General features: G+C 71.7%; 12 protein-coding genes. 1 reads left to right on the forward strand and 11 read right to left on the reverse strand.

All coding sequences use genetic code 11. From position 1 onward, the window contains the following. The 11 genes from EYA84_RS14155 to EYA84_RS14205 form a co-directional block, all read right to left on the reverse strand. Positions 1-873 (reverse strand): sporulation protein (locus EYA84_RS14155; RefSeq protein WP_131053507.1); only part of this gene is annotated, 873 nt, incomplete at its 3' end. Positions 874-884: 11 nt separating this feature from the next. Next, on the reverse strand, positions 885-1,952 hold the full coding sequence (locus EYA84_RS14160) for a hemolysin family protein (RefSeq protein ID WP_131053508.1): 1,068 nt from the start codon (positions 1,950-1,952) through the stop codon (positions 885-887). Next, on the reverse strand, positions 1,949-3,298 hold the full coding sequence (locus EYA84_RS14165) for a hemolysin family protein (protein ID WP_131053509.1): 1,350 nt from the start codon (positions 3,296-3,298) through the stop codon (positions 1,949-1,951). The genes EYA84_RS14160 and EYA84_RS14165 overlap by 4 nt, the downstream gene beginning before the upstream one ends. Positions 3,299-3,798: 500 nt before the next feature. Further along, complete coding sequence (locus EYA84_RS14170) at positions 3,799-5,352, reverse strand: M28 family metallopeptidase (RefSeq protein WP_131053510.1); 1,554 nt, start codon at positions 5,350-5,352, stop codon at positions 3,799-3,801. 164 nt (positions 5,353-5,516) lie between these two features. Then, entirely contained in the window at positions 5,517-5,852 is a 336-nt protein-coding gene (gene mnhG, locus EYA84_RS14175; RefSeq protein ID WP_131053518.1) for a monovalent cation/H(+) antiporter subunit G, read from the reverse strand. 47 nt (positions 5,853-5,899) lie between these two features. After that, entirely contained in the window at positions 5,900-6,163 is a 264-nt protein-coding gene (locus EYA84_RS14180; protein ID WP_131053511.1) for a monovalent cation/H+ antiporter complex subunit F, read from the reverse strand. Next, on the reverse strand, positions 6,160-6,762 hold the full coding sequence (locus EYA84_RS14185; RefSeq protein ID WP_131053512.1) for a Na+/H+ antiporter subunit E: 603 nt from the start codon (positions 6,760-6,762) through the stop codon (positions 6,160-6,162). Before EYA84_RS14185 ends, EYA84_RS14180 begins: the two co-directional genes overlap by 4 nt. Further along, entirely contained in the window at positions 6,759-8,261 is a 1,503-nt protein-coding gene (locus tag EYA84_RS14190) for a Na+/H+ antiporter subunit D (protein ID WP_131053513.1), read from the reverse strand. Before EYA84_RS14190 ends, EYA84_RS14185 begins: the two co-directional genes overlap by 4 nt. Positions 8,262-8,289: 28 nt before the next feature. Next, positions 8,290-8,760, reverse strand: a complete 471-nt coding sequence (locus tag EYA84_RS14195; RefSeq protein ID WP_131053514.1) for a Na(+)/H(+) antiporter subunit C — start codon at positions 8,758-8,760, stop codon at positions 8,290-8,292. Next, positions 8,757-11,594, reverse strand: a complete 2,838-nt coding sequence (locus tag EYA84_RS14200; protein WP_131053515.1) for a Na+/H+ antiporter subunit A — start codon at positions 11,592-11,594, stop codon at positions 8,757-8,759. The genes EYA84_RS14195 and EYA84_RS14200 overlap by 4 nt, the downstream gene beginning before the upstream one ends. Positions 11,595-12,048: 454 nt before the next feature. Then, complete coding sequence (locus EYA84_RS14205) at positions 12,049-12,387, reverse strand: hypothetical protein (RefSeq protein WP_131053516.1); 339 nt, start codon at positions 12,385-12,387, stop codon at positions 12,049-12,051. A gap of 179 nt (positions 12,388-12,566) precedes the next feature. Here EYA84_RS14205 and EYA84_RS14210 point away from each other — a divergent pair. Continuing rightward, the coding region (locus tag EYA84_RS14210; protein WP_131053517.1) for a DEAD/DEAH box helicase at positions 12,567-13,612 on the forward strand (1,046 nt) is incomplete at its 3' end.

The following is a 13,612-nucleotide window of genomic DNA, read 5'->3' on the forward strand; positions in this document are numbered from 1 at the left end:
GCCCAGGCCGAAGCCGGGGGCGATCGGCCGGTCGGGCGGGCGGCTGACGTGAGCGGACTCGCTGATAGTGGCCGACCAGTCGGCCTGCGCCGCCGCTGCCGCGTGCCGGTTGATCGTCTCGCGCAGCCAGCCGTCCACGACGGAGATCCAGTCGCGCTGATCGGCGCCGACGTGCCAGATCCGGAACCGGCTGATGCTGGTGTGGGTGATCCCGGCCAGTGCCAGCCGGCGGTCGCACCAGAGGATCACCTCGAGACCGGCGGAGTTGGCCACGAAGATCACCTCAAGCTCGGTGATCGGCCCGGCATAGAGCGGCCCCACCCAGAAACCCCACCGCTGGTGCAGCGGCAGGGCCTGCTCCACCCCGGGCAGCCGCCCGTCGACCAGCCCCGACTGGCGCACGCTGAACCCGAGCGTGTCCAGCGCCGCCAGGACGTGCTGCTGGGTGGGCAGCGGGTGGACGAAGATCGGCACCATGGCGCCCTGGTCCAGCGCCGGGTCGATCGCCACCTCGGTACGCAGACCCATCCGCAGGCTGAGCAGCGGCACCCCGCCGTACGTGGTCACCGGCGTCTCCCACGGCAGCGGGAACTCGAACGGGATCGACCGCGCCCGACCGGCCCGCAGCACCAACGCGTCGGCCACCTGCGCCTGGTGGAACTGCACCAGCCGTCGAGGTGCCTCCGGGTCGTCCGGCTCGACCGAGCTGACCAGGCCGAGCCGGACATGGAGGACCGGCACGTCGACCGCACCGGCGATCAGGTTCACCCGCCCCGGCAGGCGCAGACCGGGACGGGTGCTCGGATTGGCCAACGCGGTCTGCACCGTCAGGCCCGTACCGCCCGACTCCGGTGAGATCCCCGTCAGCCGCATCCGTGTCGCTCCTACCTCAGGCGGCGTACCGCACGCGGGATCGGATCGGTCTCGTCGTCGAACTCCCCGATGACCTCCTCCAACAGGTCCTCCAGGGCGACGAAGCCGACCGGTCGGGCCGGGCCCCCACCGTTGCGGACCAGCGCGAGCTGCGAGCGGCGGGCCCGCATCACGGCCACCGCCTCGGTCACGCTGGCCGTGCCCGGCAGGGTGATCGCCTCGTTCATCAGGTCCACCGCCCGGGCCTCCGGCCGGACGGCGGTCGCGCGCACCGCCTCCCGTACGTGCACCAGGCCGCAGACGTCACCGGCGGCGTCCAGCACCGCCAGTCGGGACCGGCCACTGTCCCGGCTGACCTGCTCGATCCGGTCCACCGGGTCCTCCCGGCGTACCGTCACCATCCGGTCGAAGGGCTCCATCACCTGCGCCACGGTGGTCGCCTGCAACTGGAGCATGCTGGTCAGCAACTCGTGCTGCGCGGCACCGAGCAGCCCATGCTCGTGCGACTGCTCCAGCAGCATCCGCAACTCGTCCGGACCGTGCACCTGGGCCAACTGGTCCTGCGGATTGACCTTGAACAGACGCAGCATCGCGTTGGCCACCGCGTTGAGCACCGACAGCACCGGCCGGGACACCCGGGCGAAGGCCCGGAACGGCAGGGCCAGCAGCAGCGCGGACCGCTCCGGGTGGGTGATCGCCCAGGACTTCGGGGCCATCTCACCGACCACCAGGTGCAGGAAGGTGACCAGGCTGAGCGCGAAGATCAGCGCGATCACGTGGCTGGCGCCGTACGGCAGGCCGACGGCGTGCAGCAGCGGCCCCACCAGCCGTTCGATCGCCGGCTCGGCCAGCGCACCGAGGCCCAACGTGCACAGGGTGATGCCGAGCTGCGCGCCGGCCAGCATCAGCGACAGCTCGCGTACGCCGTCGAGAGCGGCCTTCGCCGCCCGCCCGCCGCCCGCCGCCGCCTGCTCCAGGCGGTACCGCTTGCTCGCCACCAAGGCGAACTCGGCGGCGACGAAGAACCCGTTGAGCGCCAGCAGGACCACCGAGGTGATCAGCGCGAATCCGGTACTCACGCACCCACCTCCGCAGGGCCGTCGGTGAGCTGGAGCCGTACCGAGTCGGCCACGTGCCGGTCCACCGCGAGCACCTCGACCAGGGCACGCGGCCCCGGACCGTGGTCACCGTCGGCCGGCAGGCGGATCTCCAGGCGGTCACCGACCTCGGGTACCCGGCCCAGCTCCCGCATCACCAGTCCGGAGAGGGTGTCGTACTCGGGGCCCTCGGGCAGCGCGATGCCGGTGCTGTCGGCGACCTCGTCGATGCGCCAGCGGGCCGGCACCACCCACGAGCCGTCCTCCTGGCGGGCCGGGGCCCGCTCCGGCGGGTCGTCCTCGTCGCGGATCGGGCCGACCAGTTCCTCGGCGATGTCCTCCAGCGTGATGACGCCCGCGAAGCCGCCGTACTCGTCGACCACGCAGGCGAGCTGCCGGTGTCCGGACCGGAGCCGGTCCAGGACGATGGGCAACGGCAACGTCTCGGGTACGAGCAGCGGTGCGCCGGCGACCGTACTGACCGGGGTGGTGGCACGCCGTGCCGGAGGCACCCCGAGTACGTCGGCGATGCCGATCACGCCGACCAGGTCGTCGACGCCCTCGGTGCCGCGTACCGGGAAGCGGGAACGCCCGGTGTCGAGCAGCTCGACCACCCGGCTGACCGGCTCGTGGGCCAGGACGGTGTGCACGTCGACCCGGGGCACCATGGCCTCGCCGGCGGTCAGTTGACGGAAATCGAGCCCCCGGTCCAGCAACTCGGACATCTCGGCGTCGAGATGTCCGCCCTGCCGGGACTCGGCGATGATCTGCTCCAGGTCCTCCGGCGTGGCACCGCTGGGCAGTTCCTCGATCGGTTCGATGCCGACCCGGCGCAGCAGCCGTACCGCGGCCCGGTCGAACAGTTTGATGAGCGGCCCGGCGACGGCCAGGTAGACCAGGGTGGAACGGGACAGCGCCCGGGCCACCGACTCGGGCCGGGCGATGGCCAGGTTCTTGGGGGCCAGCTCGCCGACCACCATCTGCACCACGGTCGCGATGACCAGGGCCAGGGCGACCGACAGCGGGAGGCTGACCGCGGTGGAGACGCCGGAGACGCCGAGCAGCTCGGCCAGGCCGGCGCCGAGATAGGGCTCGGCGAGGTAGCCGACCAGCAGCGTGGTGACGGTGATGCCGAGCTGCGCGCCGGAGAGCATGAACGACAGCCGACCGGTGACCTCCAAGGCGCGGACGGACGCCTGGTCGCCCTCGTCGGCACTCTGCTTGAGCTTGCCCCGGTCGACCGCGACGTAGCCGAACTCCTGCGCGACGAAGTAGCCCGTCGCGATGGTCAGAACGATGATCAGTACGAGACCGACGGTGATCAACACGGGACGCTCAGGGCTCCCGGGGTCGTCGGGTCGTGTGGATGCCGGGGCTTACCCGGCTGGCTACTGCTGCCCTCCTGGGCAGAAGAGTCGATCATCCCCTCATTCTACCGGCGGGGACGCCCGGCTCGCGGGCTGTGGAGGCACTGTCCCGACCGCGTGGCACGCCGCCGTCCGGCCTGCTCGGTGTGCGGCGTGCGGCCGCGGGGTGTGGGGTGCTCGGGGTGCGTGGCAGTGCAGCTGCTGTGCGCACGGCGTGTCGGAGAGCTGCACTGCCACGCTCTTGCCGATCGGTCCAGCGGCGATGGTGCGGGCGGGCGGCGTAGACGTCGGCGGGATGCGGGTGGTCCAGGTGCCACAGGATGCGCATCGGGTCGAGTCGTGAACGACCATCTTGACCCCGGTGGACCTCGCTCTTCGGGCATGCCGCTGTTCGGATGTTAGGAGGGGACCCCTGCTATACCGGAGGCGTTAGCAGGGGGCCCTTCCTTACACCCGGGCGGTCAGTTTTGCACGATGCGGACGTCGTCGACGGCGGCCTCGACCAGGCTGGCGGTGCTGGCGTCGGCGGCGTCGATCACGATCCGGACGGTCTGTCCGCGTAGGGCCGAGATGTCCGCGCCGCCGGTCTGCCAGGAGGCGGCCCGGTTGGTGGCCGCGCCGGTCGCGGTGAGCGCGGTGAGCGTGCTGCTGCCGACCACGCGTACCCGCAGGTAGTCGGCGCTGCTGGAGTTGTTCAGGTGGGCCAGGTACCAGGAGAACGAGAGCGTCAGCGTGCCGGTGGACGGCAGGGTGATCGTCGGGGACTGGACGGTGCTGACGCCGCCGTCGAGGTCGTGGTCCCCCGCGCTGCTGCCCGCGAGCGGTCCGGTGACCAGGTCGAAACTGCCGCTGACGGTGGTGCCGAGCTGGGTGGCGACACCGGAGCTGCTGGTGGCGGCGGGGTCCGCGCGCTCCCACCGACCGGCGGTGGCGGTGTCCGTACCTGCCGGGTTGACGGTCCAGCCGGTGGCGGTCTCGAAGGTGTCGCTGTAGACCGTGGTGACGGGCGGTGGGGTCGCCACCTGGGCCAGCGTCCAGACGGTGTACGCGATCGCGTCGGCGTTGCGGTCCAGCGCGGTGTCGTTGATGTTGGTGAGCGTGTCGCAGGACCGGTGGTAGCAGGGGTCGAACGCCTGCCCGGCGGTGCCGCCCCAGAGTGACGCCTGGGCGCTGGACTTGGTGCCCTCGGCGCCGGTGAAGGTGCCACCGGCCGGGATGCCCACGCTGATGAACGGGCCGTAGTCGCTTCGTCCGTCGAAGTCGGTGCCCCGGGTCGGTACGCCGATCGAGGTGAAGTACGCCTGGATGGTCTGCTCGATCTGGGCGGAGCCGGCCGGGCCGGGCCCGGAACCCACCCCGTCGGAGTTGTCCCCGTCGTAGACGAAGTAGCCGGCGTTGGGTGAGCCGACCATGTCGAAGTTCAGGTACTGCTTGATCCGGCTGCGCTCGGCGGTGGGCAGGTTGTTGACGTAGTACTGCGAGCCACGCAGCCCCAACTCCTCCGCGCCCCACCAGGCGAACCGCAGGTGCCGGTCGGGTGCGAACCCGGTCCGGGCGACGGCGAGCGCCACCTCCAGGATCGCGGCCGAGCCGGAGCCGTTGTCGTTGATGCCGGGCCCCGCGGTGGTGCTGTCCAGGTGCGCCCCGGTCATCACGACCGCGTTCGGGTCGCCGCCGGGCCAGTCGGCGATCAGGTTGTAGCCGGTGGCGCCGTTGTAGGTGAACGACTGGACGGCGGTGGTGTAGCCGACGGCGTCGAGCTGTGCCCGGACGTAGTTGACCGAGGCGAGGTAGCCGGGTCTGCCGTGTGCCCGGTTGCCACCGTTGGCGGTCGCGATCGACTGGAACTGGTTGAGGTGCCCCTTGACGTTGGTCAGGGAGATGTCGGGCGCGGTGACGGCGGCGGCGATGGGTGCGGCACCGGCCACGGGCGCGCCCGCGAGGGCCGACGCGGCGACCGTCGCGGTGGCGACGACCGCGGCTAGCCCGGCGGTACGGAGGGTGCGGGGTCTCATGGGTCCTCCCGGTTCGGGGGCGAGCACCGGCCGACCGTGGGTGCACGGGTGGCCGGCGGACGGCCATTTGATCGATGTCCGTCATTGCGAGAGGTTGCTGGGCCGGGCCCTGGCGGGCAAGACGCAAGGTGCCGGATTGATCGCTCCGTCCGAAATCCGGCGTGTCACCGGTCGGCGAGGTCGTCGGCCTCCAGCAGTTGCCGGTCCAGTCGTCCGCTGCGGTACGCCGCCCGACCGATCATCTGCGCGGCGACCGGCGCGGTGGCCAACTGGAAGACCCCGACCAGCGCGATCATCCCGATGTCGGAGACGGTCCGCAGCCGCAGCCCGACCCCCAGCAGCAGGAGCAGGACGCCGAGCACCTGCGGCTTGGTGGCCGCGTGCATCCGGGTCGGCGCGTCCGGGAAGCGCACCACCCCGATCGCGGCGGCCAGGCTCAGCAACGCACCGGCGATCAGGCTGGTCGCGCCCAGCCAGTCGGCGACGGTCCCGAGGGTCACCCCGTCCAGCCAGTTCGCGGCCGACAACACGGTCGACCGGACGGCCGTCACGGCTTCTCCCGGACGGCGAAGCGGACCATCGACACCGAGCCGACGAAGCCGAGCAGGCCGAGCGCCACCAGCACCGGCAGCGTGGTGGCGTGCCGGTTGATCGCCGCCTCCGCACCGACTGCGCCGATCATGGTGGCCAGCAGCATGTCGGCGGCGATCACCCGGTCCAGCAGCGACGGCCCCCGGTAGAGCCGGGCGAGGGCGAGCAGCGCGGTCACCGACAGAAGACCCGCCAGTACGACGATGAGGACGGTGTTCACGGGGACTCCTTGTCGGCCGGGTCGGCGCGCAGGCGGCGGACCTCGGCCGTCGACCCCACCGCCTCGATGATCCGCCGTTCCACGGCGCGTACCTGCTCGCGGGCGTCGATGAGGTCGCTGCGTCGGCGTACGTCCAGCACGTGCACGTAGAGCGTCGCGCTCTCCCGCTCCACGTCCACGATCAACGTCCCCGGCACCAGCGAGAGCGCCTCGGCGGTGAGGGCCAGGTTCAGGTCGGTGCGGACCCGCAGTCGCACCGCCACGATGGCCGAGCGGGGCACGTACCCGGGCTGCACCGCGATCCGGGCGACGTGCGCGCTGGCCCGGACCAGTTCGACGACGAACCGGACCCCGAACACCAGCAGTCCCCAAGGCCGCAGCCGCCCGGCGAAGGTCACCGGCGGGAGCGGGAAGAACACCAGCACCGCCGCGCCGACCAGGATTCCGCCCAGCAGGTTGCCCCAGGTGAACTCGCCCCAGAGCAGGTTCCAGACCAGCACCAGCCAACCGACGGCGATGGCCTGGTCCCGCCACCGGCCCGCCCGGCCGCGTACGTCCCGGCCTGGCTCGTCGGCCGGCCCGTCGTGGAGATCGGTCACGGTGGACCGTCCGGCAGGACGGCGTGGATGTACGGGGTCCGCTCGCGCAGGTCGACGGCCGCGCCGGTGGTCACGTCGAACAGTGGACCCGCCACCACGGTCAGGGACACCCCGAGGGCCACCAGGGCGATGGTGGCGCCGACGGTCAGCGCGGGCAGCGGAGCGGTCGGTTCGACGGTCTGGCAGGGCGTACGCCAGAAGGCCAGGTTCCACACCCGGCTGGCCACGTAGAGCGTGAGCAGGCTGGTCAACGTGCCGACCGCCACCAGCGTCCAGGGCAGCGCGCCGCCGACCGCCACGCCGGCCTGGAGCAGCCCGAGCTTGCCGAGAAACCCGGAGAACGGCGGTATGCCGGCGAGGTTCATCGCCGAGACGAAGAAGAGCACGGCGAGCAGCGGCGTCAACCGGGCCAGGCCGCCGAGCCGACGCAGGTCGGTGCTGCCGGTGCGTTGTTCGATCAGGCCGGCGACCAGGAACAGGGTGGTCTGGATGGTGATGTGGTGGACCACGTAGAAGATGGCCCCGACCAGTCCGGCGACGGTACTGAGCCCCACCCCGAAGATCATGTAGCCGATGTGGCTGACCAGTGTGAACGAGAACAGTCGTTTCAGGTCCGACTGGGCCACCGCGCCGAGGATGCCGACCAGCATGGTCAGCCCGGCCACCACCATCAGCACCCGGTCGGCCTGCTCGCCGGGGAAGAGCAGGGTCTGGGTCCGGATGATCGCGTACACGCCGACCTTGGTGAGCAGGCCGGCGAAGACCGCGGTGACCGGGGCCGGGGCGGTCGGATAGCTGTCCGGCAGCCAGGCCGAGAGCGGGAAGACCGCCGCCTTGATGCCGAAGGCCAGCAGCAGCATCAGTTGCAGACTCAGCCGTACGCCCTCGGGCAGCCCGTCGAAGCGGGCCGCGAGGTGGGCCAGGTTGAGCGTGCCGGTCGCCGCGTACACCAGGCCGACCGAGATCAGGAAGATCATCGAGGCCAGGACGTTGACCACCACGTACGTCGAGCCGGTGCGGATGCGCAGTCGCGTGCTGTTCAGCGTGATCAGCACGAAGCTGGCGGCGAGCAGCATCTCGAATCCGACGAAGAGGTTGAACAGGTCCCCGGCGAGGAAGGCGTTCGTCACGCCGGCGGTCAGCACCAGGTAGGTGGGGTGGAAGATGGCCAGCGGCGCGGACTCGCCGGTGTCCGCCTGGCCCTGGCCGATCGAGTAGAGCAGCACGCACAGGGTCACCGCCGAGGAGACCACCAGCATCAACGCCGCCAACTGGTCGGCGACCAGCACGATGCCCACCGGTGCCGGCCAGGCGCCGACCTGCACCACCGCCGGACCGTGCCGGTAGGCGTGCACCAGCAGCAGCACCGCCACCACGAGTGTGGTGGCCAGGCAACCCACGCTGACGATGCGCTGCGGCACGGGCCACTTCGCCAGCAGCAGGGTCAGTGCCGCGCCCAGCACCGGCAGCAGCACCGGCAGCGGCACGAGGGCGGTCATCGGTGCCGCCCGTGCGACGCGTACCGGCTCATCCCGGGCCCCCCTCACGGCGGCGCTGCCACGGCGCGGGCGCGTCGACCTGCTCGGGGTCGCTCTCCGGCGGTTCCCCGCCGAGGTCCGCGGTGGAGACCTCCCGGCGCGCCGCGCGGCGGACGATCTGCTGGTCCTCCAGGTCGTCGGGCACCTCGTCGTCGCCGGTCAGGTACCAGCTGCGGTAGCTGATGGCGAGCAGGAAGGCGGTGAACCCGAACGTGATGACGATGGCCGTCAGCACCATGGCCTGGGGCAGCGCGTCGCTCATCCGATCCGGCTCGGTGACCCCGGCGACCGGTGCCCGCCCGGACCGGCCACCGAAGATGATCAGCAGGTTGACGCCGTTGCCGATCAGGATGATGCCGAGCAGGATCCGACTCAGGCTGCGTTCCAGCAGCAGGGTCACCCCGCAGCCGACGAGCACCCCGATCGCCACGAACGAGACAAGGTTGGCCCCGGCGCTCATCGGGTGCCGCCCCGGCGCTCCACGGCGAGCCCGCCCTCGGGTCCGCCGGCCGCCTCGATGTGCCGGTCCACCTCGGCACCGAGACTGCGCAGCACGTCCAGCGCCAACCCGATCACCACCAGATAGACGCCGATGTCGAAGAAGAGCGAGGTGATCAGGTAGAAGTCGCCGATCACCGGCAGCCAGAGGTCGATCCGCGCGCTCTCCAGCACGGCACCGCCGGCCAGCAGGGAGGCCACCGCGCCGCACACCGCCAGGCCCAGCCCGGCGCCGAGTACGGTGCCGGCGGAGACCGGCGCGGCCTCGGCCAGTTCGTACCGGCCGCCGGCGAGGTAGCGCATGGTCAGCGCCAGGCTGGCCACCAGGCCACCGGCGAATCCCCCACCGGGCGCGTTGTGGCCGGAGAACAGCAGGTAGAAGGAGAAGAGCACGGCGGTGTGGAAGATCAGCCGGGTGACCACCTCCAGCACGATCGAGCGGTTGCGTTCGATCAGCGTGGCGCCGCCGCGCAGCCACACCGGCCGCCCGGCCAGGCTCTCGCCCCGGTCGGCGTCCAACCGTCGGGGCCGGGGGCCGGTGCGGGACTGCTGGAAGACCAGACTGGCCACCCCGGTCGCGGCGGCCACCAGCACCGCCAGCTCACCGAACGTGTCCCAGGCCCGGATGTCGACGAGCGTCACGTTCACCACGTTGCGGCCGTACCCCTGCTCGACGGCGAGCCGGGGGAAGTCCTCGGAGATGGTGCGGGTGTGCCGGGCCGCCGTCGCGGCCAGCGCGAGCCCGGCCACGGTGAGGCCGACGAGTGCGCCGATCGACCGGCGGATCCAGCGGCTGCGACGCAGCGGACGCACCGAGAACCGCTCCGGCAGGCGACGTAGCACCAGCACAAAGACCGCGATGGTCACGGTCTCCACCAGGAACTGGGTGAGCGCCAGGTCAGGTGCGCCGTGCAGCACGAAGAACATCGCGGTGCCGTAGCCGGTCACCCCGACCAGCAGCATCGCGGTGAGCCGGCGGCTGGCCCCGACGGCGAGCAGCGCCGCCATCGCGATCACCAGCAGCACCACCGGCTGCGCGGGCGAGCCCCACAGCATCAGGGATTGTTCCCACGGACGGATCACCAGCAGCACCCCGCCCGGCACGGCGGAGAGCACGATCAGGATGAGACCGAGGTACTGCGGCAGTGAACCCCGTTGGGTGACGCTGGTGACGTCCACCGCGGTCCGGTCGAAGCGGTGGATGAGCCACTCGTAGCCCTGCTGTCCGGTGGCCGGGGACCGCAGTCGGGCCAGCACCGGGGTCAACGGACCGCGGAGCAGGAACAGCACCGCGCCGCCGGCGAGGGTCAGCGCGGAGAGACCGAGCGCGAGGTGGAAGCCGGGCCAGAGGGTGAGGTGCCCGTGGACCGGTCCGAGGAGTTGCGCGTACGGGCGGAACAGGTGGTCGAGCGCGCCCGCCGCCGGCCCGGCGACGAGTCCCGCCCCGGCGAGCACGGCCGGTGGCCAGAGCATCGCCGCCGGGATCCGCTCCAGTTCGGTCGGCGCCAGGCCGGGACGGGTGCCGAACGCGCCCCAGAGGAACCGGATGCTGTAGGCGACCGTGAGCACGGTGCCGACCACCAGCACGGCCAGCGCCGCCGGCCGATCGGTGAAGGCGGCGAAGATCGCCTCCTTCGCGGCGAAACCGAACAGTGGCGGCACCCCGGCCATGGAGGCGGCGGCGAGCCCGGCCACCACCGCCAGGAGCGGGGTACGCCGCCCCAGGCCGGACAGCTTGCGCAGGTCACGGGTGTGTGCGCCGTGGTCGATGATGCCGACGACGAGGAACAGCGCCGCCTTGAACAGGGCGTGTGCCACCAACATCGCCACGCCGGCCAGCGCGGCGTCCGGGGTGCCCACCCCGATCGCCACCGCCACCAGGCCGAGCTGGCTGAGCGTGCCGTACGCCAGCAGCAGTTTCAGGTCGTTCTGCCGCAACGCGGACCAGCCGCCCAGCACCATGGTGGCCAGCCCGGCGACAAGTACCACCGGTCGCCACGGGCTCGCCTGCGCCAGCAACGGGGCGAGCAGACCGAGCAGGTAGACGCCGGCCTTCACCATCGCCGCCGCGTGCAGGTACGCGCTGACCGGCGTCGGTGCCGCCATCGCCACCGGCAGCCACGAGGTGAACGGCAGCAGGGCCGACTTGGACAGCGCCCCGAGCAGGATCAGCACCACGGCGACGACCAGGTACGCCCCGCCGGGCAGCGGGTGTTGCGACAGTTCCGACAGGCGGTAGGTGCCGGCGTGGTGGCCCAGCATGATGAACCCGACCAGCATGGCCAGGCCGCCGAACGTGGTCACGGTCAGCGCCTGGGCGGCGGCCCAGCGGGCCGAACGCCGCTCGGCGCTGTGCCCGATGAGCAGGTACGAGAAGACCGTGGTCAGTTCCCAGCAGACGTAGAGCAGCAGCAGGTCGTCGGCGAAGACCAGGCCGAGCATGGCTCCGGCGAAGCCGACCAGCACCCCGGCGAACTGGGCCGTCCCGACGGCCGGGGGCGGGAAGTACCGTGCGCTGTAGACCAGCACCAACGCGCCGACGCCGCCGATCAGCAGGGTCATCACCCAGGACAGCGTGGTCGTCCGGAAGGCCAGGTCGAGCCCGAGCTTCGGGATCCACGGGTACGTCTCGACCACCGCACCGCCGTCGGTCACGTCGGGGGTGCGGACCACCGCCCAGCCGAACGCGGCGGCCGGCGCGAGCGCCAGCGGATAGCAGGCGCGCGCACCCCACCGACGGACCAGCAGCGGTGCCGCCAGCGCCGCCACGAGGTGCAGGATCAGCAGTACGAGCACGCGCGCTCCCGGTCGAGGTGGCAGCGGCGCCCGTTTCGCGTGCATGGCGCCTACCTGCGATCAGACGACATCTCCGGGGCGCGATAGACGGTTTTACCGAAAAAAGCCCATATTCACCTTTGCCTGGCGCGTCGAGGGTGCCAGGCGGCGGGCGCGAAGCTGACCCACCCCTCGTGGCGCCCTTTGCTCTGCTTCAACCCACGCAACAGTCACCCTTCGTGTCGATCATCGAGGTCGCCATCGGCGCCGGTCGCCAGAGCAGCGCAGTTCAGAGGGCATTGCGTGGGTTGAAGCAGAGCAAAGGCGAGCGAGAGCACTCGGAGTCGACCCGGGGAAGCCACGAAGAGTGACCGGCCGCAGTCGACCACGTGGGGCGACCGCGCTCGACCGGGAGAGATTCGGTGACGCTCGGGCGCGGCGGGGCCTCGCCACAGGCGGCGCGAGGGGTTCCGTCCTATCCGGCGCGGGTCTCGACCGTCAGGTCCGGTCGGCCGAGTTGCCGTGCCGCCTTGTTGACCAGTCGCTGGGCTGCGGCGAGCGAGCGCACGGAGAGTAGCCGCCCTCGACTCTCCCGGCGGAGCACGAAATAGTGCACGGCGACCCGCACCCGCGCCCGGTCGGCGGCACTGGCCTGGGCCGTCGACGCGATCAACTCCCGCAGGCAGCCAGCGAGACGCTCGGCCAACTCAAGATCGGGCCCGTGCAGGCCGGTGCGGAGAGTGGCGACATGACTGTCGACCTTGCGAATCAGGACGTCGGTGCCGGACCCTGGACTCCGCTCCTCGACGTCCATCCGACCTCCTCGCCGTGCGCTACACCGCGAGTGAAGTTACTTTATGTTGCCGGATGCAAGCAAGCAGTTAAGTAAGACTTAACGGATTCTACGGTCATGACGCCTGCAACGCCTTAAACAGACATACCTCTCCACCGTCGAACACGAAGGATGTCGGTCCCCAGGGGCAGTATGGGGTCGTGGCGGATTCCAGCGGCGGGTCCACGGGGGTGCTCTCCCGCTTCGGTCCGGCGACCCGGGAGTGGTTCGGGGCGGCCTTCGCCGCGCCCACGGCAGCGCAGGCCGGCGCCTGGACGGCGGTCGCGGCCGGGCGGCACGCCCTGGTGGTGGCGCCGACCGGTTCCGGCAAAACCCTCGCCGCCTTCCTCTGGTCGCTCGACCGGTTGGCCCGCGAGCCGGCCCCCGACGACCCCCGACACCGGTGCCGGGTGCTCTACGTCAGCCCGCTCAAGGCGCTCGCGGTCGACGTCGAGCGGAACCTGCGCGCACCTCTGGCGGGCATCCGGCAGGCCGCCACCCGGCTCGCGCTCCCCCCGCCGGAGATCACCGTCGGCATGCGGACCGGCGACACCCCGGCGGACGAGCGGCGGGCCTTCGCACGGACTCCGCCGGACATCCTGATCACCACCCCGGAGTCGCTGTTCCTGCTGCTCACCTCCGCCGCGCGGGACGCGCTGCGGGGCGTCGAGACGGTGATCGTCGACGAGGTGCACGCGGTCGCCGGCACCAAACGCGGCGCCCACCTCGCGCTCTCCCTGGAGCGTCTCGACGAGTTGTTGCCCGCTCCGGCGCAGCGGATCGGGCTCTCCGCCACCGTCCGGCCGCTCGACGAGTGCGCCCGGTTCCTCGGCGGCGCCCGCCCGGTCGACGTGGTGGCCCCGGCCAGCGCCAAGACGATCGAGGTCAGCGTCCAGGTCCCGGTGGAGGACATGACCCGCCTCGACGAGCAGGAGCAGCCGGAGGACGACCTCGGGCGCCCCAGGTCGGCGTCGATCTGGCCCGCCGTCGAGGAACGCGTCCACTCGTTGATCCGAGCCCACCGCTCGACCATCGTCTTCACCAACTCCCGGCGCAGCGCCGAGCGGCTCTGCGCCCGCCTCAACGAACTCGCCCACGAGCAGACCACCGCGCCGACCACCGGCGGGGTGACCCCGCCGGCCGAGCGTGCCGGCCGGACACCGGCGGAGATGATGGCCCAGGCCGGGGCCTGTCTCTTATACCATCT

It is taken from the genome of Verrucosispora sp. SN26_14.1 (assembly GCF_004307965.1).
GTDB lineage: Bacteria > Actinomycetota > Actinomycetes > Mycobacteriales > Micromonosporaceae > Micromonospora.

Excerpts from the sequence above, each read along its gene's own strand:
- EYA84_RS14170 (WP_131053510.1), bottom strand. The coding sequence starts at position 5,352 with ATGAGACCCCGCACCCTCCGTACCGCCGGGCTAGCCGCGGTCGTCGCC.
- EYA84_RS14190 (WP_131053513.1), bottom strand. The coding sequence starts at position 8,261 with ATGACCGCCCTCGTGCCGCTGCCGGTGCTGCTGCCGGTGCTGGGCGCG.
- EYA84_RS14195 (WP_131053514.1), bottom strand. The coding sequence starts at position 8,760 with ATGAGCGCCGGGGCCAACCTTGTCTCGTTCGTGGCGATCGGGGTGCTC.
- EYA84_RS14205 (WP_131053516.1), bottom strand. The coding sequence starts at position 12,387 with ATGGACGTCGAGGAGCGGAGTCCAGGGTCCGGCACCGACGTCCTGATT.